Below are 21485 nucleotides of genomic sequence, written 5' to 3' on the forward strand. Positions count from 1 at the left end.
GTGGAGAAGAAAAAACGCATTACCATCGCCCGGATTGCCGAGCTGGCAGGAGTCTCCAAGGCGACTGCCAGCCTGGTGCTCAACGGGCGCAGCGCCGAATATCGTATTGCTGACGAGACCTGCCGCCGCATTCAGGAGGTCGCCAATGCCTATCACTATCAGCCCAGCATTCATGCCAGGGCGCTGCGTGAGACCCGTAGTTACACCTGGGGGCTGGTGATCCCGGATTTGACCAACTTCGGCTTTGCCCAGATTTCGCGCCATCTCGAGGCGCACTGCCGCGAGGCCGGTATCCAGCTTTTGATCGCCTGCTCGGAAGATGATCCCACCATCGAGCAGCAGGTGGTGGACTCTCTTATCAGCCGGCAGGTCGATGGCTTGATTGTCGCTTCCAGCACCCACAATGATGAGATCTACTGCCGCATTCACGACCAGCTGCCAGTGGTGCAGCTGGACCGTCATATCGGTGAGTCGCATCTGCCGATGGTGATCTCCGATGCCTGTAAGGTGACGGCCGAGCTGGTACAGGCGATGGCCGCCGAGCATGGAAACCGCATCTATTACTTTGGTGGTTTGCTCGATCTCTCCCCGAGTCGCCACCGTCTGGCTGGCTATGAGCTGGGGCTGCATCGGGCCGGATTTGAAGCCGAAACTCGCTATGTGCGTCATCGCGACTATCAGCCGCGCTCCGGTTATCAGCTGATGAGTGAGCTGGTGGACGAGCTTGGTGGCGAGCTGCCAGAAGCGCTGTTTACCGCCTCATTTACCTTGCTCGAAGGGGTGCTGCGCTACTTGAACGAACATGGCAGGATGGACACGCCCATGCGGCTGTGCACCTTTGATGATCACTATCTGCTCGACTGCGTTCCACTGCGTATCGACTCGATTGCCCAAGATTGCGAGGCGCTGGCCAACCATGCGTTTAGCCTGATGGAGCAACTGGTGCGCGGGCGCACCCCTGACAACATCGCGCTGGTGCTGCCACCTGCCATTCACTGGCGAACCCGTAAGCACGCCTGACTACTAGCTCACACCGCATCGAAATAGGTGACCCGGCCTTGGACGGGTCACCTAGCTGTGTTTACTCAATTTTGTCTATACCCAGATATTTGAGCATCAGTTTTTCGTAGAGGGGTTCGGTATCGCCGACTTGCATCTTGTGCAAGAAGTATTTTTCAAAGGCTATCTTGGCTAGGTGCACCCATTTTCCTTTTTTGAACCAAGCTACGTTGCGCGGCGGGATCTGTGGCATAGCGACAAAGGCTGCGCCAGTGTCTCCCATATCAGCAAGACAAATGGCATTCCATACCGCTTTGCAGGTGGGGGGGGTACCATTAATTTCGGCCTTGATGTTGTGACTGAGGGCGCGCACCATCGCTTCAATCATGTAACCGGTTTTGGGAACGCCGGTCGGGACCGGAGTCTTGTGCTGGGGAGGGATGGCAATACAGACCCCGGCGGAATAAATCTCATTAAAGACCGGGTTGCGCTGGAACTCATCCACGATGACAAACCCACGCGGGTTGACCAACCCTTCAATACCACGCAGGGGCGCAATGCCCTTAAAGGCCGGCAGCATCATGGCATGGTGGTAAGGGAGCTGGTGGGTGCGCTTGATATTGCCATCCTCATCAAGCTCCTCGACAATCATCATCCCCTCTTTGACTCCGACGGTGCGTGCATTGCAGATCCAATGGATGTCACGCATGCGCAGTTCACTTTCCAACATCCCTTTTGAATCACCTACACCGTTTAACCCGAGATGGCCAATGTAAGGCTCGCTGGTGACAAACGTCATGGGGATATGCTTTCTCACTTTCTTATCGCGCAGATGGCGGTCAAGGATGAAGGCATATTCGTAGGCAGGACCGAAACAGGAGGCTCCCGGCATGGCACCCACGATCACGGGCCCGGGATGTTCAATCAGCTCAGTCACATTGTGCCGGCACTCTTCGGCATGTGAGAGGGTACAGACGCTGGTGGTGCCGCCGGCGTCGGGCCCAGCGCCAGTCACCTCCTCAAAGGCCAGTGCTGGCCCTGTGCAGAGCACCAGAAAGTCATAACGCAGGGTTTGTCCATCTGACAGGCTGATCTGCCGCTCTGTCGGTTCCAGTTTGGTCAGCGCGGCATGCACAAATTGAATCCCCTTTTTCTTCACATAGGGCTCGATAGGGATAGAGATCTCTTTGCGTTCGCGCCACTGGACGGCAATCCAGGGATTAGAGGGGGTGAATTCGAAGTCGGGTTTGTCGTTGACCAAGATGACGTCGTGTTGTTTGCCAAGCTCGGCCTTGAGCTCGTAAGCAGCCGACATACCGCCCAGTCCTGCTCCGATGACGATCACTGTAGCCATGGATGGTCTCCTGTTTGCGTGACCAGCTGTTTAGTCCTGAGTAAAACCGATGTGCTTTAACAGCGTCTGCGCAGGGCAGAATCCGGTGAAGGCACTTTGGATTAGATTTAATCCGACAAATGCACTCAGCCAGACAAAACCGGGATGAACCCAGTGCGTCAGTGCCAGTGAGAGCAGCACCATGCATCCGGCCACCACCCTGACTCCGTTGTTTACAGTCATGATGATTCTCCTTTCATTAGGTATTGCTAATTTATAGTTGGTTTATAAAATAGTAGTAAATATCAGTAATCGCTAATTTATCGCCATGAGTTCATTAACACAGATGGATCAGCATGCTGAAGCCGCGGCGGCCTTGCTCAAGGCTCTCGCCCATCCCGAGCGGTTGATGGTGTTGTGCCAGCTGACGCAAGGGGAGAAAGGGGTGGGTGAGCTGCTGGCTAAAAGCCGGCTGGGACAGTCGGCTTTTAGCCAGCAATTGGCGGTATTAAGACGCTGTGGCGTGATCCGCTCGCGCAAGGTTTCCCAGCAGATTTACTACTCGCTGGCCAGCGATGCGGTGGCCGATGTGCTGATGGCGCTCCAGAAAAATTATTGTGATCCACGGGAGAATATCGATGTTTGAAATGCAATGGCTGCTTTCGCTGCTAGGAGGTGCGCTGGTCGGCAGTGCTGCACTCATGCTGCTGCTGGTCAATGGCCGCATAGCAGGGATAAGCGGCATCCTGGCTGGTGCCCTGCAGAGCCGGCAGCTTTGGCGCTGGGTTTTCTTACTCGGGCTGGGGGCCGGCGCTTGGAGCGGATTTACTCTGGGACTTGCCGAAATGCCAGATTTTACTGCCTTGCCAAGCTGGCCCGTGGTCGCGCTGGCCGGTTTGCTGGTTGGCGTTGGTACCCGCCTTGCGAATGGCTGCACCAGTGGACACGGCATCTGTGGTCTGGGGCGTTTATCACCCCGCTCGATGGTGGCTACCCTGACTTTTATGGGCGTGGCTGCGCTGACCGTCTTCGTTACCCATCATCTGCTGTAAAGGAGTCTTCATGATGATGTTTGTCGCCCTGTTTTCCGGTGTCTTGTTTGGGCTGGGATTGGCCGTATCCGGTATGGTTGATCCGGCCCGGGTTATCGGTTTTCTTGATGTGGCCGGAGTCTGGGATCCCAGCCTGATGTTTGTGATGGTGGGGGCTCTGGGTGTTTTTACACCGGGCTATTTCCTACTGGTGAAGCCTCGTCTGTGCAGCTTGTCAGGCTGTGCTTTCCAGTTTTCGAATCAGAAAATAATAGACAGAAGACTCGTTGGAGGCGCGGCGTTGTTCGGACTAGGCTGGGGGATGGCAGGGATTTGTCCGGGGCCGGCCTTGAGTCTGCTGGCCAGTGGTGAGCCGCGCATCCTGTTGTTTGTATTGTGTATGGGGATTGGTTTGTTCTTGGTTGACAAGGTGCTGTTACCACTAAGATGGCTGCGGCACGCCTGATGGGATGAGTGACAGGGAGGTGAGAAATGGGAAAAACGGTAACACTGTTATTCGCCATGCTGGTGGGAATACTCTGCAGCGCTGCCCGGGCAGCTGATGCTTCCCTGACTGTTCAAGACGAGATGGTGCCTCGCTGGTTGCTGCTCGATGGCACGGTAGAAGCCATCAACAAGGGGACTATCGCCGCCCAGACCAGTGGTCGTGTTGTGCGCATGCTGGTTGATGTCAACGATCAGGTCGAGGCAGGTGCACCGCTCATTGAAATCAGCGGTAACGAGCAGTCCGCATCAGTCAATGGCGCTCAGGCGCAACTGGCACAAGCACAGGCACAGGAGAAAGAGGCTGACCGCCAGCTGGCCCGTTACCAGGCGCTATCGGTCAAGGGGGTGATTACTCGGGCCCAGCTTGATAATGCTCAAGCCACGGCGCAGGCTGCCAGAGCTCGGGTCAAGGCCAGCGAGGCGGAGCTGACCAAGGCGCGTGAAGCCTATGGTTACACCCGGGTTCTGGCTCCATATGCTGGCATCGTCACAGCTCGCCATGTCGAGCTGGGTGAAACGGTGGCGCCGGGTACGCCCCTCTTATCGGGTCTGTCGCTCGATGCTCTGCGTGTAGAAGCACAATTGCCCCAGTCGGCGATGAGCAGGGCATCACTTACGGCCTCTCAGGTGCGAGTGTTGCTGCCATCGGGCGATGAGGTTCAACCAACAAGTCTGACACGCTTTAACTATGCCGATAGCACGAGCCATACCTTTCATCTGCGCCTGACTCTGCCTGCCAAACAAGCCGGTGTGCTGCCCGGCATGTGGGTCAAGGCCAAGATCCTGCTTGGTGAGCGTCGTGCCCTGCTGATCCCGGCAACAGCACTGTTGCGTCAAGGTGAGCTCAGTGCAGTGTATCTGGCGCAAGGGAACGATTGGTCTCTGGTGCCGGTGCGGGTAGGTGATAGCACTGGCGATCGGGTCGAAATCCTCGCAGGCCTTCAGGCCGGAGACAGGATTGCTATCGATGCCTGGTCCAGAGTACGAGAGGTGCATCATGAGCAGTGACAAGCCGCTTGGTATTGCCGGACGATTGGCGAGGGCGTTTCAGGGCAGCGCCATTACGCCTCTGCTGGCGCTGGTTGCCGTATTGCTCGGACTGTTTGCTGTCTCGGTGACTCCGAAGGAGGAGGAGCCGCAGATTGATGTCACGTTTGCGGATGTCTACATTCCCTATCCCGGAGCGACACCGCGCGAGGTTGAAAATCTGGTGACTACGCCGGCCGAGCAGGTGATTTCACAACTGGCCGGTATTGATACCCTCTACTCGTTTTCCCAGCCTGATGGTGCGCTTATCGTGGTTGTGTTCAAGGTCGGCGTGAAGCGGGCTCAGGCGATCGTGGATCTCTATAACCAGCTTTACTCCCACAAAGATTGGCTGCCAACCGGGTTGGGGGTGGGAGATCCGCTGATCAAGCCTCGTGGCATCGATGATGTGCCGATTGTTAGTTTGACGTTGTGGAGTCAATCACTTGGCACGCCCGCATTGACCCGCGCCGCTCATGAACTGGAGACCGAACTCAAGCGGTTACCCGGTACACGGGATATCACCACCATTGGTAGTCACGACGAGGTTCTCAATGTGGTGCTGGATCCTGTTGCACTGGCCGCCCATAAGCTGACGGTAAGCGCTCTGGCCGATCGTCTTGGCGCAGCCAATAAGGTCGGGACGATTGCAGGTATCACGCAGAATAATCGTGAGTTCAAGGTGAGAGTCGGTGCATTTTTACATTCGCCGCAAGAGGTCACCCAATTAGTCGTGGGGGTACATGAGGGGAAGCCGGTTTATCTTGGCGATGTCGCCAGCGTGACACTGGGGGCTGCGCTACCGACCCAGGCTGCCTGGTTTGCTAAAGGAGGCAAGGGCGCGCCACATCCGGCGGTGACCATCGCTATTGGCAAGCAGCCCGGTCAAAATGCTGTTGAGGTAGCCAAGCGGGTGGAGGCACGAGTTGCCGAGCTTAAAAACCGTCTGCTGCCGGGCCAACTCGAGGTGACGGTAACCCGCGACTATGGTGTGACCGCTGCAGATAAGTCCAATACCCTGATTGGCAAGCTAATTTTCGCTACGGCAGCGGTGGTTTTATTGGTGCTGGTCAGCATGGGGTGGCGTGAGTCGCTGGTGGTTGGGTTGGCCATCGTGATTACCTTGTTGCTAACACTGTTTGCGTCATGGGCCTGGGGCTTTACCCTCAACCGGGTCTCCCTGTTTGCCCTGATCTTCTCCATCGGCATTCTGGTCGACGATGCTATCGTCGTGGTAGAAAACATCCACCGTCATCGCTCGCTCGAGAAGCGACCACTGCGCGAGTTGATCCCCGGTGCCGTCGATGAGGTGGGAGGGCCGACGATTCTGGCTACTCTCACCGTGATTGCAGCCCTGCTGCCAATGGCCTTTGTCTCTGGCTTGATGGGGCCTTATATGAGCCCCATTCCAATCAATGCCAGCATGGGGATGCTGCTCTCGTTGCTGGTGGCGTTTATTTTCTCTCCCTGGCTGGCTGGACATCTGCTTTCTCACCATGGCCATCATGCTGGCACCAGCGTGCAAGAAGGGCTGTTTCACCGCCTGATGTCTCCGTTTTTGCTCGGTCCCGGGGCAAGGCGAGCGCGGCGCTATTTGTGGCTCGCTGTGCTGCTGTTGGTTGGATTGGCATCCAGTTTGCCAGTTATCCAATGGGTCGTGCTCAAAATGCTTCCCTTTGATAACAAGTCAGAATTTCAGCTAGTGCTGGATATGCCGGAAGGAACCAGCTTTGAGCAAACCCAGCGTACCTTGCTGGCGATGGGCAGAGAGATTGGCCAAGTGCCAGAGGTTCGTGATTTCCAGATCTATGCCGGTACGGCAGCGCCGATTAACTTCAACGGCTTGGTGCGCCACTACTTTGCGCGAAGCGGTGCCAATGTGGGTGATATTCAGGTCAATCTGGTGGAAAAGCATGAGCGCAAACGCAGTAGCCATCTCATTGCTCTGTCAGTGCGTGATGCGCTGCAAGCCATCGCGCGTCGTGATGGGGGCAATCTTAAAGTGGTAGAGGTCCCGCCCGGTCCCCCCGTCTGGTCCCCGATCTTGGCTGAAGTGTACGGACCAACCGAAGCCATTCGGTCAAAGGCGGCGGACAAAGTCATGGCCGCGTTGCGAGCCACACCAGATGTGGTGGATGTGGATATCTATCGAGGCGAGACGCAACCTCTCTGGCGACTGACCGTCGATCGCAGCAAAGCTGCGCTACTGGGTGTCGATAGTGCTGATGTGGTGAAAACCCTCGCGGCCGGTGTCGGTGATCTGGATGTGACCTGGCTGCACCGGGAAGAGGCCAAATACCCGGTGCCAATTCGCCTGACTCTCTCGCCAGGGGATCGGCGCGATCTCGATAGCGTGTTGACACTCAAAGTGAGCTCATCATCCGGTAATCGGGTGCCGCTCTCGGAATTAGTCATGCGCCGTGATGAGGTTTTACCGCCCTATATCACCCACAAAAACATGCTGCCGATGGTGATGGTGGTGGCTGACATGGCTGGTCATCTCGATAGCCCGCTATATGGCATGGTGGAGGCCGGTGGACGTATCGACCTGCCTCAATACTATGTACGCCAGCCAACGGCACCGGGTGAGGTGGCGTTGTTATGGGATGGGGAGTGGAAGGTCACTTACGAGACGTTTCGCGATATGGGAATTTCTTATGGTGTCGGCATGGTACTTATTTACCTGCTGGTAGTGGCCCAGTTTCGCTCCTATCTGGTGCCACTCATTATTATGGCCCCGATACCCATGACGGTGGTTGGCGTTATGCCAGGGCATGCTCTGCTGGGAGCCCAATTCACTGCTACCTCAATGATTGGCATGATTGCGCTGGCAGGCATCATTGTTCGCAATAGCATTTTGCTGGTGGATTTCATCGAGTTGGAGCGCGCTGGTGGCACGCCGTTTGAGCAAGCAGTGATCCGTGCCGCCCAGGTTCGTGCCAAACCCATTTTACTGACTGCGCTGGCGGCGATGATTGGTGCGTTTTTTATCCTCGATGACCCCATCTTCAATGGGCTCGCCATCTCGCTAATCTTCGGGATTCTGGTTTCGACCCTGCTTACTCTGGTTGTGATCCCGCTGCTTTATTACGCGCTACTTGCTAAACGCAACGTATAAACAAGGCGCCACTGGTGTATTCCAGTGGCGTTATCAACGTGCCTCTCGCTGTGTTCTGAGCTGGGCGAAAAAGCGGCGATCCGACAGATTGACGTGGTGCATGATGAGATCGTGCATGACGAAATGGCGCAATCGCTCGGTATCAAAATGGCCGTCAGCCAAGGCGCCTAGCAGGATCTCCCCTTTTTGCAGCAGATAACGGTGCTCTTCACTATGGGTATCCAGATCGCCCAACCCCAGGGCGTTGAGCTGCTGCTCCTGATAAGCGAAATGGTGGCGGGTGGCGTCGAGCAACGTCTGTAGGCGACCATGCCAGTTACCACTGGTGCCTTGGGGATCTTGCAGACATATCAGCAAGGCATTAGTGGCCGTGACAATCTGGTGATATTGCTGGTCGAGTTGGGGGTCGCCGCTGTCTTGGGCCGGATACCAGTGCAGCATGCCGCGTTCAGGATCAATCTCTTCGCAATAGAGGCACACCTGAGAACGACCATCGTTTTTGGCCTGATACATGGCCAGATCGGCATGGTGCATCAGCATCTTGGTGTTCTGGCCATGTTCGGGATAGAGGGCAATACCAATACTGCAGGAGATCTGCATGGTTTGGCCGCGCGTAGAGAACGGCTGGTTGAGGACTGTCTGCAGCCGGTCAGCAATCATCAGCGCTTCATCGCCGGTATGGGGCAGCAGCACGACAAACTCGTCACCGCCAAGGCGTGCTACCAGATCTTGATCACGCACCGCTTTGTGCATCCGCTCGGCCACCATGGCCAACAGTGCGTCCCCCATCTCATGACCTAGTGTGTCGTTGATTGGCTTGAAGTTATCCAAGTCGATAAACATCAGCGCCAGTTGCCGAGTATCGGGGTGCTCGATGGACTCTTGCAGCCGCTGCTTGAGCAGGCGGCGGTTGGGCAGGTTGGTGAGCGGATCGTAAAACGCCAGCCGCCGCATCACCTCTTCGGCCGCAACGCGCTCGGTAATATCGCGGGTCACGCCGATGATGGAGACGGGCTCACCCTGCTCGTTGCAATAAAGCGTGGTGACTGATTCGGTGGGAATGCTGTGGCCATGCTGATGGTAAAGCTCCAGCATGAAGGTCTGCCGGGTATCGTTTAGCGCGCCATCGTGCCAGGCGAGCAGTGCCTTGGCGGCATGTTCACGCAAGCGCTCGGCCGAGGCGGCCGTCATCACACTCTCGGGCGGCAGACTCATGATGTCATCGATGTTATGGCCGGTCAGCCGGGTGACCGCTGGGCTGATGTAGGTCAGGCGGGTGGTGTGCACATCCATGGTCCAGATCACATCGGCGCTGTGCTCGGTCACAAACCGATAGTGCTGTTCGCGCTCGGCTAACTCGCGGGTGAGGCGCAGGCGATCGCGGCTCTCGTCACGCAATCGCAGGTAAAATCCACCAAAGATACCGCACAGCATGAGTGCTATCAGGATTGTAAAAAAGACGACCATAATGGTGCGGTCAACGTCCTGACGCCGCTGCTGCTCAAGCAGCAACTCAGGGTCAAACAGAAAGTCGGACACGTCAGGTGAGCGTGCCAGCAGGCTTAAGTCATGATAACGATCGGCGATCTGTTGCCAGCGCTCGCGCTGCATATAGCCGGGCTCGACCAACTCGGGTCGCACCAGCTCATCGAGGCGGGCAAAGGCGGCGCGCAGGTGTTGTGTGTCGGCGACGCCGGGCAAATAGAGCTCCATCCAGTCGAGCACTTCATCCGGATGTGCCAATGCATAACGCCAGCCGCGCACGGTGGCATCGACAAACGCTTTCACTTGTTGAGGATGGCGCTGCAGTTCGGTGCGGGAGGTAAACAGGGTCGCACCATAGGCATCGAGTTGCCGATTGGTGACGGGAAACAGGGCCAGGGGAGATGAGGGGCTTCCCGCATCAGGGGGTAAATCCAGCAGTGACATGCCGACTGCCGCCACATCGCCGCGTGCTAACTGCTCCAGCGCGTCACTCTGCCAGGGCAGCAGAGTAGGATGAACATCATTGAGCTGGAGATAGGCTTGCAAGGTCAGGCTGTCGGTCTCCAGGATGACCGGCTTGCCCCTGAGCTCATGCACATCACTTAGCGAATTCTGTTTGCGGGTGACCAATATCAGGGGAGAGTGCTGCTCGAACGCGGCCAACGCAACCACTTGCTGACCGGCAGTAAAAAACTGCAACAGGCTGCTGTCAGCGATACCAAATTGGGCTTCTCCTGCTCCGACCGCCTGGATGGCGTCTTTTCGTGAGGTGCCGGTTTGCAGGCGAACGTCGAGCCCGGCTTCCCGATAGAAATCCTTGAACAGTGCAGCGTAATAGCCGGCAAACTGAATGTGATGTGAGCCACCCAGTTGCAAGGTGAGAAACTCATGGGCCTGCAGTGAGCCATGACTCAACAACAGCAGTAAAGCGAACAGCCACCGAGGGGCGAACGACGTTCGTGGCACCTGCTTAGCTTCTCCAAGAACACTCATCCTAACCTCAGTGTTCATCCTCTTCATGCCTTGCATCCTGCCTGTACAGCCTGAACCGGGTGTCAGCCTCAAAAGAGGCGGCTTTTACTCTCTTGCATCGAGTTTTCTATCAAAAGAGCCATTTGATGATGTTTCAAAAGCGCGTAATGGCTTGTTCAACGAACCAAATGGCAAGAAACTTGAAAATAATCCTGTTTAAAATTCAATAGTTGAAAATTACACTATTCATATACCAGATTTTGTGTTTAAAACCATGCTGTTACGTTTATTTACCTAGCGCGCCCATTTGGGGAGGCTTGCCTTGGCAAAGCGTCCGCAATCTGTTAGCGATACGTCTGGCAAACCGGCTGGTTATCTGGTGTTGTTCGACCTTCCCGTTTGTGACGGCTCCCTGTTACGAGGTCTCTTATGCACCGTTTGCGTCTGCTTATTTCCACATCCCACGATCCCTGGTTCAATCTGGCGGTCGAGGAGTGCATCTTTCGCCAGATGTCCCCCGAGCAGCAGGTGTTGTTCCTGTGGCGTAATGACGACACCGTGGTGATTGGCCGGGCGCAAAACCCCTGGAAAGAGTGTAACACCCGGCGCATGGAGCGTGACGATATCAAGCTGGCACGCCGCAGCAGCGGTGGCGGCGCGGTATTCCACGATCTGGGCAATAGCTGTTTTACCTTTATGGCTGGCAAGCCCGGTTACGATAAACAGATCTCGACCGGCATCGTGCTGGCGGGGCTGCGTCGCTTGGGGATTGAGGCCCACGCGTCGGGTCGCAACGATCTGCTGATGGTGACCCCGGATGGAGAGCGCAAGATCTCGGGCTCGGCGTATCGTGAAACCCACGATCGCGGCTTTCATCATGGCACCGTGCTACTTTCGGCCAATCTCAGCCGGCTGGCTGACTACCTCAATCCGGATCCCAAGAAGCTGGCCGCCAAGGGCATCACTTCGGTGCGCAGTCGGGTGGCCAATGTCTGCGAGCAGCACCCTGCTGTCGATCACGCCGCGCTGGTTAACGCACTGAGTGAGGCCTTCTTTGCTCATTATGGCGCGGCGGTCATACCGGAATTTATCAGCCCGGACGAGTGGCCTGATCTGCCCGGCTTTGCCGATACGTTTGCCCGTCAGAGCAGTTGGGAGTGGAATTTTGGTCATGCCCCTTCGTTTAGCCATCAGTTAGATGAGCGTTTTGCCTGGGGCGGTGTCGAGCTGCACATGGAGGTGGAGAAAGGGGAAATCCAAGCGGCCCGCATTTTTACCGATAGCCTTGACCCGGCGCCGCTCGAAGCGTTGGCACAGGCACTGGCGGGGGTGCGTTATCAGGCCGAGGCGCTGAGTGCTGCTGTGGCAGCGCATGCCAGCCAGTGGCCGCAGGCGGCAAAGGAGTTGGCCGAGCTACAGGCATGGTTCGAGCGGGCACTACGCTGATACGCCGCATCAAAAAATCTATAGTGATTCATTAGTTAATATCGTTGGTTGCCATGGCGGGCAAAGCGTATAAATGCGCCACCCTGTACATGGAAACCAGATAAAAATGAGCGAGTTACTCTATCTTAAAGATGATGGCGTCAACGCCGTATCCGATCGCTTTCAAACCCGCTTTGCCCAGGTAAAGGCTAACTTTTTCTCACGTGATCCGGATCTGTGGCCGGTGTTTCGTGAACCCGGCTTTGCGGCCCTCAATGCCTTCCGTGCTCGCGCGCTGGCGCCCGCTGAGCGCTTGAGCGCCTGGCCGGACGGCCCGGCTCGTCTGGCGCATCTTCGCGAAGGCGCGCCGGTGCCTGCGACCATGCAGATGCCCGGTGAGCCGATGGAAGAGCTGCTGTTTGCAGCCGCGCTCTCCAAGGATTGGGAAAACCCTTCAAGCGTTGAAAACGTCATCACCATGTCGGCCGACCCGGCCATTTATGGTGCCCAGATGGGCATTTTGGCCAACCCGAATCTGGTCTATTCGGAGTATGCCGGAGTGGCCGAAGAGCTCGAGCGCAAGGTGGTGCGCCAGATTGCCATGCTGGCCGGTTATGACCCGCAGCGGGCCACCGGCATCTTTACTCAGGGTGGTACCTTCTGCAACCTGTATGGCTACCTGCTCGGTATTCGCAAGAGCCTGCCGGATGCCAAGCACAAGGGGCTCGGCCACTATCAGGATTACCGCATTATCAACTCGCAGGGCGGTCACTACTCCAATATCACCAATCTTTCGCTGCTTGGGGTGGATATCGAGAACAAAACCATCCGTATCCAGGTGGGTGAAAACAATGACATCGATCTGGACGATCTGGAGCGCACCCTCACCGCCTGTTTTGCGCTTAAGCACGTCGTACCGACCATCATGCTCACCATGGGCACCACCGATACGTTCGGGGTGGATCGGGTCAAGCCGGTATTTGATCTGCGCAATCGCCTGTGCGAGCAGTTTGAGGTGCCGGTCAAGCCCCACATTCACGTGGATGCGGCTATCGGTTGGTCAATGATCTTCTTTTTGGGTTATGACTTTGCCGCCAACCCGCTGTCGATCAACCCGGCCACGTTGGCGGGGATTGAGCGCAACGTGGCGCGCTTTGCCGAGCTTAAATATGCCGACTCGTTCACTGTCGATTTCCAGAAGTGGGGCTATGTCCCTTACACCTCCAGTCTGGTGATGATCCGCGAGCGTGACGATCTGAAGGCGATGGAAAATGATCCGGAAAACTTCTCCTACTTTGAGCGGGATATTCAGGGACAGACCCATCTGCAATCGACTATCGAATGTTCGCGCGGGGCGAGTGGTCTGTTTGGCGCCTATGCCGCGTTGAACTATCTGGGGGTCGAAGGGTACCGGATTGTGTTGGCGCATTGCCTGCAAAACGCCAACTACTTCCGCTATCGCTTGAGCCAGCTTGGCAACGTCAAACTGGTGGCGCAGGAGAACCAGGGGCCGAGCGTGGGCTTTAAGCTCTACAACCCCGAGTGGGTCAGCGACCCGGATGCCGAGTTCGCCTTCGAGCTGGCCAGAAGTCCGGATCCGGCTTACAAGGCGCGGCTGGCGCGCAACACACAATGGCACCGTCAGCAGTTTACATCCCGTGGCAAGGTAGGGCTGTATACCAACTGGGTCGAGGCGGTCGCACGCTCCGAGTATGACGCCCGTGGTAAGTACTCTTACATTGCGGGTGAGAAGGCGGTCTTTATGAATCCCGCCTGCAGCCGTGAGCAGATTGACGCCTTTATTGCTCATATTCGGGGATAATCTGGTAACCATAATCTCAATGGTGGGTTGGTCGCCCACCTTTTTTATGCCTGTAACAGATGGTGATATAAGGATTCTTTCGGAGCACAAGGATATGCAGAATGGAATTGGTACTGATTCGTCACGGTCAAACTCGAGCAAATGCTGAGGGGCGTTATCTGGGTAGCCTGGATCTTCCCCTTGATATTACTGGCTTAGCCCAGATGTGGGAGCTTGCGGAGGAATTGGCCAACGACCTTCCATTTGATCGCTTGCTCTGCTCACCACTACTTCGTGCTCGTCAAAGCGCGGAGTTGCTGGGTGAGCGACTTGGGCTAGTACCGCACATCATGCCAGCTTTTCGTGAACGGTACGTTGGGTGTTTTGAGGGATTGACTCAGGGGGAAGCAGCTGCCCGGTACCCTGATCTGTGGGCTCTGAATATCACTCGGCGATGGCACTTGGCGCCTCCTGGAGGGGAACCATTGGGGGCTATGGCAGCTCGTCTTGGCGCTGCATTAGAATCTCTATCGCAAGAGCAACAGGCAACAAGGATTTTGCTGGTCGCACACGGTGTTGTGGGGCGAATGTGTCGAGCCTTGCTTGAGGAGGGTTTTTCCAACTTTTTTGAGCGTCAACTTGGTAATGGCGATCGTATCGCACTGACCTTGACTCCTGGGATTATGTTACATTCATGGCCAGTGTCAGATTGAGGTTTGTTTAGCATTCTAATCACTTTGATTCTAGATGAGCTGCAACATACAAATGTTAGAGTAGTTTGAACCCAATAAAATGGGCTCTACAGCCATGTGGAAAATTCCGATGTTAAAAATATGTAGTGTTGGGGCTTGATATAATAAACGGCCAAGGCAGACTGAAAGTAAGCGCGATCCCCTGTGATCGCGTCGCGCCCACCGCCTTGCCAGCTGTCACTTGGCAACCCGGGCCGGAGCCCCGGGGCGGCGCGAACAGGCTCACTGACAGGGAATATCAGGTGAACTATGCCAAACTACACAACGCCTCACGATCACCCCATCTATGGTCAGCTATCGCATGCCAAACCTGCCGTCCCGGGCAAGCGCAAGCCGACCGTATTGATGACCATGGGCAGCCAGGCTCGCGCCGGGCACGACTATCAGGTCATGACCCACAAATACATCACTCCGCTGGTTGAACATGCTGGCTGCGTACCGCTGCTGGTACCGACTTGTTGCGGGCTCGATGATGTGGAGCACTATCTGGATCTGGCCGATGGTCTCTACTTAACCGGCGCGGGGTCAAATATCGATCCGGCGCTGTATGGCCAGAGTAATTTAACACCGGAAAAGCCGCAGGACTTGGCCCGGGATCGGGTCGATCTGGCGATGATAAAAGGCGCACTGGCGCGCGGCCTGCCGATTTTTGGCATCTGCCGTGGCATGCAGGAGCTCAACGTGGCGCTGGGCGGTGATCTCTACCAGAAGGTCTATTGCGAAGAGGGCATGGATGATCACCGGGAAGACGGTGAGGCATCCCCCGACGTGCAATATGGGGCCAGCCATCCGGTGACACTGGTGGCCGGTAGCTGGTTAGAGCGCTTGCTCGGGGCACCGCAGATCATGGTTAACTCGTTGCATGGCCAGGGTATTCGGCGCTTCGGCGAGGGGCTGGCACCGCTCGCCCACGCAGAGGATGGCTTGGTCGAAGCGATCACTATGCCAAGCCGTAGCCAGTTCACGCTCGGGGTGCAGTGGCATCCGGAGTGGCGGGCACGGGAAAATCCGCACTCGGTGCGGATTTTCGAAGCCTTTGGTGCAGCCTGTCGGCAGTGGCTGGGTTAGCCATCAGCCAAAACGGTAGGCGCCCATATGCAGGTTGCCGAGATCCCAGCTCTGATGGAGCGGGATAGTCGCATCCCCATTGGCAGCGCCTAACGCCACAAACAGCGGCCGCAAGTGGTCGTCGTGCGGGTGGGCCATGGCTGCATGGGGGGCGCGGGCACGGTAATCAAGCAGTGCTTCGCGATCCTGGCGTGCCATGGCCGCTTCCAGCCAATCCACAAAGTCAGTGGCCCAGCGATCGGTTTTGCCACTTTCCCAGTTCAGGGCGCGCAGGTTGTGGGTGATGGCGCCAGAGGCCATGATCCCAATTCCCTCTTCGCGCAGCGCTGCCAAAAGCTCACCGAGTTGCCACAATTGCTGCGGATTGAATCCGGCCGGAATCGACAGTTGCACCACCGGCACCTGGGCCTTGGGGTCAACCAGCAGCAGCGGCGACCACACGCCATGATCAAACGGGCGGGCTACCGCATCCACCGGCAACGCTTCAGCGGCAAACAACGTGAGCAGGCGTTCGCTCAGCCAACCCGGGGTTTGTCCCGGCCAACGCAGTTGATAAAGCTCGTCGGGAAAACCGTAAAAGTCGTACATCAGCTCATCGCCCGGTTGCACACTCACCTGCAGGTTTTGGCTAAACCAGTGCGCCGAAATGACCACCAGACCTTTCAGGTCGGCAGGCAGGGTCAGCTGCTCGAGAAACTCGGTGGCAGGTTGGCGACGGATAACCAGATCCGGCGAACCGTGAGAAATGAACCAAACAGGTGCGGATGACATGGCAGTAACTCTCTTTAGTGATGATGAGTGCACTTTACTCCCGTTTATTTTGAAGATAATCAGGCAATGCATTCATGGACTATTAACTAATGGTTTAAAGTAAAGAGAGTGTGAAGCATATGTCATCGGAGGAGCTGACAGAAGAGAGGTAGCACGGTAACCTGACGTTCACGTTACGCCTAGTCTTGTCGCATCTTTCTTTTGTGCCGGAGTGGCCTTCATTACAGCATGTCCATGACCCTGACCTTTGAAGAGTATTTCGACCCCGATCTCACCCTGATCCGCGATTTTTACGAGGCGTGCTTTGCCCGTTATGACGCGGACCTGACCGAGCGGGTGTTTGTGGTCAAGGATGGGCACTGGCTGATTGGCGCCCTGCGCATCCGCCACGAAGAGGGGTACTACCATCTGTGTGGGCTGCAGCTGTTGCCACACTATCAGCAGCGCGGGATAGGCTCTTGCCTGCTCGACTTTGCCTGCAAGCAGCTCGATAACCGGCCGGTGCTGTGTCAGGCGCTCCCTTTTGAGCGTGACTTCTATCTAAAGGTGGGATTTTCCCTGTGTCAGGTCAGCGATATGCCCGAGCCGCTGCGCTCACGGCTGCGCCAGCAACAGGAGCTCGGTTATCAGGTCGAGCCCCTGATGCGGGAGGGCGGCGAGCCCTCCCACTGCACGGTGGTCCGCCAGCTGGTATTCCAGCCGGTGTGACGATCAGCCCTTGTTGATCAGCAACAGCAACTTGCCGGGTTCGACATCGACCCCGGTCAGGTGCTGACGCCACCAGAGCAGTTGCTTGTTTTGAGCGCCCAGCCGGTAAATCGGCTGATTGACCAGACGTTGTTGCAGGTTTTGCAGCATCAGTTCCAGCATCACACCGTATTGAGCCTGCACTTCCTTGGGCTCCATGCTGTAGCTCACCACTTTGGCATCATCCAGATAGAGCGAGTGGGTGGTTGCGTCATAGCGAGGCTTGCCATCGAAGGTGATGGCTACCTTGGCATCCACCGGGGCTTTGTTGCCCATGGCCAAGCGGGCATCGCCCTTGCCAATGACCCGCGCAACATCCTCTTGCCGGCGGCCGAGCTGCACTTCGCCATGGTTGAGGGTGAGCTTGGCCGAGAACAGGCCCGGCATATCCACATTGCGCTCCACCAGTCCCTGGTGATCGAGCATGCTGTTGATCTGCTGCTCGGTAATTTCGGTCTGTCCCGGGGTAAGAAGTGCTGCCGATAGCAGCAGGGATTGCAGAAGCATAGGAATATCCTGATAAAATTGGCTGGCCAAGCATATCACAGCGGTTTTTGGTTACTCTCCCGCCGTGAGTTAAAGGTTAGGTAAGGAGCGCGTTTGTTCAACGGTCTGGAAAAAGATCTGCATGATCTGGTCACCCACTTCCTCGGCCTGTTGCTGTTACTGTTTCACACCGTCATTGTGGTGGGCGTTTCCCTGCGAGTCATTCTCAAGCGCCGCCCGATCGGCGTATCGCTGGCCTGGCTTGCCCTCATCTATGCCATCCCGTTTGCCGGGGTCGGTTTCTATGTGTTGTTTGGTGAAGTGCGGCTGGGCCGTCGCCGCGGTGAGCGGGCCAAGGCCATGTATACCCCTTATGCCGTCTGGATCCGCCAGTTAGCGCGCCGTTTTCCCCAGTATCACACTCCGGTTAGCCAGAAGGCGCAGCCGCTACATGATCTTATTCAGGGCCGGCTGGCCATGCCCATGCTGTCGGGCAACCGGATGACACTGCTCGACAGGCCCCAAGCCATTTTAGGTGAGCTCGCCAATGACATCCGTCGCTCAACCCAATCCTGCTATCTGGAGTTCTATATCTGGCAACCGGGCGGCTGGGCCGATGAGGTGGGTGAAGCGCTGATCGACGTGGCGCAGCGCGGCGTGGATTGTCGCGTGTTGCTCGATTCGGTGGGGAGCAAGGAGTTTTTCCGTTCAATCTGGCCGGTGCGGCTGCGCCGCGCCGGGGTGCAACTGGTGGAAGTGTTACCGGTGGGGGCCTGGCGCATTCCGTTTCAGCGTCAGGACCTGCGCATGCACCGCAAGCTGGTGGTGATTGATGACAAGGTGGGCTACACCGGCTCCATGAATCTGGTCGATCCCCGTTATTTCAAACAGCATGCCGGCGTCGGGCAGTGGGTCGATATCATGATCCGGGTTCAGGGGCCTATGGTTCCGCTGATGTGGTCTTTACTGGTGTGGGACTGGGAACTGGAGACCGGCGAGCGGTTGCTCGATAGCCTGCAACACGACCCGGAAGCCTGGCCGCTGATTAACCACCGGGCCCAGCTGATCCCCTCTGGCCCGTTTGAAGGGGGCGATGCAATTCAGCAGATCTTGCTGCAGGCCATCTATCAGGCGCGGCAGCGGCTGGTGCTGACCACCCCCTATTTTGTACCGGATGATTCGCTGGTGGGGGCTCTTCGCGCAGCCGCCGACCGGGGGGTGTTGGTGCAACTGGTGCTGCCGCATCGCAATGACTCCCGTTTGGCTCATCACGCCGGGAATGCCTTCCTCGACGAGTTGCTGGTCTCGGGCGTGGAGATCTATCGCTACGATGCCGGCCTGCTGCATACCAAGAGTGTGTTGGTGGACGATGACTTTGTGCTGGTCGGAACGCTGAACCTCGACCGGCGCAGCCTCTGGCTGAACTTCGAGGTGACCTTATTGGTTGATAACCCGATGTTTGTCGAGCAGATGCAGCGTCTGGTGAAGGGGTACATGCAAGCGGCAACCCCCATGTCCCTTATTAAATGGCGCCAGCGTCACTGGTACCGGCGCATGCTGGAAAACCTCTGTTATCTCTTCAGCCCGCTGCTGTAGCGGGTGTCACTTGTGTTCTGCTAACCTTGCACTTAGAGTGCCAAACAATCTAACTACATGGATAAAACATCATGAGCAAAGCGGTCATGGGGGCGGCGGCAGTGGCTGTGCTGGTGGGTGCCGGCGCAGCGGGTTGCTGGTATACGGGCGATCTTTTTGACAAGCAGGTTCCGCTGCAACTGGGCACTGCGCAGCGTGAGAGTGGCCTGGTCTTTCAGTGGCAACCGACTTCCAGCAACCTGCTGACGCGCGAAGCCGATCTACGTATCGAGCTCACCCCTGAGCTGGCCAGCAGCCTCGATGCCGACCTTGTGCTCGACAAGCCACTCGAGCTTTATCTGCACACTCGTACCCGCATCATGCCGCTCTATACCTCCACCGAGATCAGCCTCGACATGAGCCGCGGTGATCTGGCCAAGACTCTGACCCGGATGGGGCTGCAAAACTGGAAGCCGGTGATGCAGAGCCACAACAGCTTTTGGAACAGCAACACTGTGACCGTGCTGAGTTTGCCGGAGGCCAACGTCGACAGCGATGGCGAGCAGCTTAAGTTGATGCCGCTTGAGATGCGCTTTGATGGCGACTTCAATGGCAGTGGCCAGGTTGCCCTAAGCTGGGCCGGTATGACCTATCGTCAACCGTCGCAGCAGGTCGAGTGCAATATCGGCCGGGTGGATGGCACTGCCGAGCTCAAGGCCGTCGACAACATCCTGATGGTACCGAGCAGTCAGGCCAAGGTTGCCGGATTCTCTCTCAATGTCGGTGAGGGGATGAAGTTTGACATGCAGGGCATGACCTCCAGCTCGACGTTGCAGGGGGACTCTGCGGATACGCTGGCCAGCCACTATCAGCTGGGAATCGGTCAGTTCAAGATGGCGATGGAAGGGGAAACGGTCGAACTGGCCGATACCGCGCTCGATGCCCATATCAAGGGTATGGACATGAAGGGTTACCATACCCTGCTGCAGGCCAACGCCGATCCCAAGAAAGATGAAGCGAAGCTGCAAATGGCGCTGGATCAGCTGTTGGCGCGTGGTGCCACGCTCGAGCTGACCAATCTGGCAGCCAAGGTCAATCAGGCTCCGGTCTCCCTCAAGGGAAATCTGGTGCTTGCCCCGACCACGCTGGAGAAACTGACCGGCGGGGATGAGGGGCTCAATGCCCTGAACGGTCAGTTTGCGGCCGAGCTCTCGAACAAACTCGGACAGGCACTGCCACAGGTCGCCCCCTGGCTCGAACACCTTGGCTCGATAGGTTATCTCAAGAGTGAAGGGGATCTGCTTAAAGCCGATATCCAGCTCGCCAAGGGTGCGGTGACCATCAATGGCCAGCCGCTGTAGGTTATATAAAGGCATACAAAAAGGGCTCCGTGAGGAGCCCTTTTCCATTCTGTATCCACCAAGAGATTACTTGAATACTACGGTCTTGTTACCGTTGACGAAGACGCGTTCGTTCAAGACCAGCTCCAGCGCGTGGGAGAGCACTGACTTTTCTACATCGCGCCCAGCCTTAGCCATGGCGTCAGCCGTAAAGGTGTGGTCCACATGAATGACGTCTTGCTCGATGATCGGGCCTTCATCCAGATCGTCGGTGACGAAGTGGGCGGTGGCACCGATGATCTTCACGCCGCGATTAAAGGCCTGCAGATAGGGGCGGGCACCGATAAAGGCGGGCAGGAATGAGTGGTGGATGTTGATGATCTGACGCGGGTAGGCGGCGACAAACTCAGGCGTCAGTACCCGCATGTACTTGGCCAGAATCACATAGTCAGGATCATAGCTGTCAATCATCTTGCGCACCGCCAACTCATGCTCGGCGCGGTCCAGCCCATCGTGGGAGACGGTGTGAAAGGGAATGTTGAACTTGCCAGTCAGCTCGGCCAGTGCGTCGTAGTTGCCGATCACCGCTGCGATTTCGACGTCGATGGCACCGGCATAGCTCTTCATTAATATGTCGCCAAGGCAGTGTGCCTCCTTGGTGACCAGAATCACGATGCGTTTTTTCCCGGCCTTGACCAGTCGGCGCTTGGCGCCGGTGGGCAGTGCGTCATCCAGATCGGCCAGCAGGGTTTCATCGTTGAAACGCCCTTCCAGCTCGGTGCGCATAAAGAAACGGCTGGCGTCGTAATCGACGTATTCATCGTTCTTGATGATGTTGAGCTGGTGCTTGTAGCAGATGTTGGTGATCTTGGCGATGAGCCCCTTGGCGTCGGGGCAGTCGGTCAGCAGAATTTTCTTTTCCATCATGGTGTGTTGTGTCATCTGGTTGTTATGGCGGCATGCGTCGCGCACGCGATTTTTGCCGCACTATGCCATGAAGGCCGCGCCGGTGCCACGACTGCGTGTGTTTGCCGGGGTGATGAAATAAT

At 56.8% G+C, this 21485-nt stretch carries 19 protein-coding genes; 13 read left to right on the top strand and 6 right to left on the bottom strand.

Annotated elements, in window-relative coordinates; translation table 11 throughout:
- Positions 1-1020: a substrate-binding domain-containing protein gene (locus BW958_RS16235; protein ID WP_076576878.1), complete on the top strand. Its 1020-nt coding sequence runs from the start codon at positions 1-3 to the stop codon at positions 1018-1020.
- A 61-nt stretch (positions 1021-1081) separates the two neighbouring features.
- Here the strand turns inward: BW958_RS16235 and BW958_RS16240 are convergent, their stop codons facing one another.
- The gene (locus BW958_RS16240; RefSeq protein WP_076576880.1) at positions 1082-2353 is read right to left on the bottom strand and encodes an NAD(P)/FAD-dependent oxidoreductase; all 1272 of its coding nucleotides are present in this window, start codon (positions 2351-2353) and stop codon (positions 1082-1084) included.
- 30 nt (positions 2354-2383) lie between these two features.
- Positions 2384-2575 (bottom strand): YgaP family membrane protein, encoded by a 192-nt coding sequence (locus BW958_RS16245; protein WP_076576881.1) that lies wholly within the window; start codon positions 2573-2575, stop codon positions 2384-2386.
- 85 nt (positions 2576-2660) lie between these two features.
- Here BW958_RS16245 and BW958_RS16250 point away from each other — a divergent pair, with 85 nt between their 5' ends.
- From BW958_RS16250 to BW958_RS16270, 5 genes are read left to right on the top strand one after another with little or no spacing between them, the layout of a single operon-like run.
- Entirely contained in the window at positions 2661-2978 is a 318-nt protein-coding gene (locus BW958_RS16250) for an ArsR/SmtB family transcription factor (RefSeq protein WP_076576883.1), read from the top strand.
- Positions 2971-3384, top strand: a complete 414-nt coding sequence (locus BW958_RS16255) for a YeeE/YedE family protein (protein WP_076576884.1) — start codon at positions 2971-2973, stop codon at positions 3382-3384. Before BW958_RS16250 ends, BW958_RS16255 begins: the two co-directional genes overlap by 8 nt.
- A 10-nt stretch (positions 3385-3394) precedes the next feature.
- Positions 3395-3829 (top strand): YeeE/YedE family protein, encoded by a 435-nt coding sequence (locus tag BW958_RS16260; RefSeq protein WP_076576886.1) that lies wholly within the window; start codon positions 3395-3397, stop codon positions 3827-3829.
- 56 nt (positions 3830-3885) lie between these two features.
- Entirely contained in the window at positions 3886-4878 is a 993-nt protein-coding gene (locus BW958_RS16265) for an efflux RND transporter periplasmic adaptor subunit (RefSeq protein WP_256702057.1), read from the top strand.
- Entirely contained in the window at positions 4868-8014 is a 3147-nt protein-coding gene (locus BW958_RS16270; RefSeq protein ID WP_076576888.1) for an efflux RND transporter permease subunit, read from the top strand. Before BW958_RS16265 ends, BW958_RS16270 begins: the two co-directional genes overlap by 11 nt.
- A 33-nt stretch (positions 8015-8047) precedes the next feature.
- On the opposite strand, the gene BW958_RS16275 is transcribed toward BW958_RS16270, so the two are convergent.
- Positions 8048-10492 carry a diguanylate cyclase domain-containing protein gene (locus BW958_RS16275; RefSeq protein ID WP_076576889.1) on the bottom strand — a complete coding sequence of 815 codons (2445 nt, stop codon included), beginning with the start codon at positions 10490-10492 and terminating at the stop codon, positions 8048-8050.
- A gap of 408 nt (positions 10493-10900) precedes the next feature.
- On the opposite strand from BW958_RS16275, the gene BW958_RS16280 reads away from it, so the two are divergent.
- The 4 genes from BW958_RS16280 to BW958_RS16295 all read left to right on the top strand — a co-directional run bounded on the left by BW958_RS16280 (position 10901) and on the right by BW958_RS16295 (position 15517).
- The gene (locus tag BW958_RS16280; RefSeq protein WP_076576891.1) at positions 10901-11917 is read left to right on the top strand and encodes a lipoate--protein ligase; all 1017 of its coding nucleotides are present in this window, start codon (positions 10901-10903) and stop codon (positions 11915-11917) included.
- Between the two features lie 106 nt (positions 11918-12023).
- The gene (locus tag BW958_RS16285; RefSeq protein ID WP_076576892.1) at positions 12024-13718 is read left to right on the top strand and encodes a pyridoxal phosphate-dependent decarboxylase family protein; all 1695 of its coding nucleotides are present in this window, start codon (positions 12024-12026) and stop codon (positions 13716-13718) included.
- Positions 13719-13819: 101 nt separating this feature from the next.
- Positions 13820-14410, top strand: coding sequence for a histidine phosphatase family protein (locus BW958_RS16290; RefSeq protein ID WP_076576894.1), 591 nt, complete (start codon positions 13820-13822; stop codon positions 14408-14410).
- Between the two features lie 390 nt (positions 14411-14800).
- Positions 14801-15517, top strand: coding sequence for a gamma-glutamyl-gamma-aminobutyrate hydrolase family protein (locus BW958_RS16295; RefSeq protein ID WP_218641777.1), 717 nt, complete (start codon positions 14801-14803; stop codon positions 15515-15517).
- Between the two features lie 3 nt (positions 15518-15520).
- Here the strand turns inward: BW958_RS16295 and BW958_RS16300 are convergent, their stop codons facing one another.
- Entirely contained in the window at positions 15521-16288 is a 768-nt protein-coding gene (locus tag BW958_RS16300; protein ID WP_076576895.1) for a DODA-type extradiol aromatic ring-opening family dioxygenase, read from the bottom strand.
- A 234-nt stretch (positions 16289-16522) separates the two neighbouring features.
- Here BW958_RS16300 and BW958_RS16305 point away from each other — a divergent pair, with 234 nt between their 5' ends.
- Complete coding sequence (locus BW958_RS16305; RefSeq protein ID WP_076576969.1) at positions 16523-16996, top strand: GNAT family N-acetyltransferase; 474 nt, start codon at positions 16523-16525, stop codon at positions 16994-16996.
- 3 nt (positions 16997-16999) lie between these two features.
- Here the strand turns inward: BW958_RS16305 and BW958_RS16310 are convergent, their stop codons facing one another.
- Positions 17000-17542 (bottom strand): YceB family lipoprotein, encoded by a 543-nt coding sequence (locus BW958_RS16310; RefSeq protein WP_076576897.1) that lies wholly within the window; start codon positions 17540-17542, stop codon positions 17000-17002.
- Between the two features lie 93 nt (positions 17543-17635).
- Here BW958_RS16310 and cls point away from each other — a divergent pair, with 93 nt between their 5' ends.
- Positions 17636-19117: a cardiolipin synthase gene (gene cls / locus BW958_RS16315; protein ID WP_076576898.1), complete on the top strand. Its 1482-nt coding sequence runs from the start codon at positions 17636-17638 to the stop codon at positions 19115-19117.
- A gap of 71 nt (positions 19118-19188) precedes the next feature.
- The gene (locus tag BW958_RS16320; RefSeq protein ID WP_076576900.1) at positions 19189-20457 is read left to right on the top strand and encodes a DUF945 family protein; all 1269 of its coding nucleotides are present in this window, start codon (positions 19189-19191) and stop codon (positions 20455-20457) included.
- A gap of 66 nt (positions 20458-20523) precedes the next feature.
- On the opposite strand, the gene purU is transcribed toward BW958_RS16320, so the two are convergent.
- Positions 20524-21360 (bottom strand): formyltetrahydrofolate deformylase, encoded by an 837-nt coding sequence (gene purU, locus BW958_RS16325; protein WP_076576971.1) that lies wholly within the window; start codon positions 21358-21360, stop codon positions 20524-20526.
- Between the last annotated feature and the right edge of the window lie 125 nt (positions 21361-21485).

This window comes from Aeromonas sp. RU39B (assembly GCF_900156095.1).
Taxonomy (GTDB): Bacteria; Pseudomonadota; Gammaproteobacteria; order Enterobacterales; family Aeromonadaceae; genus Aeromonas.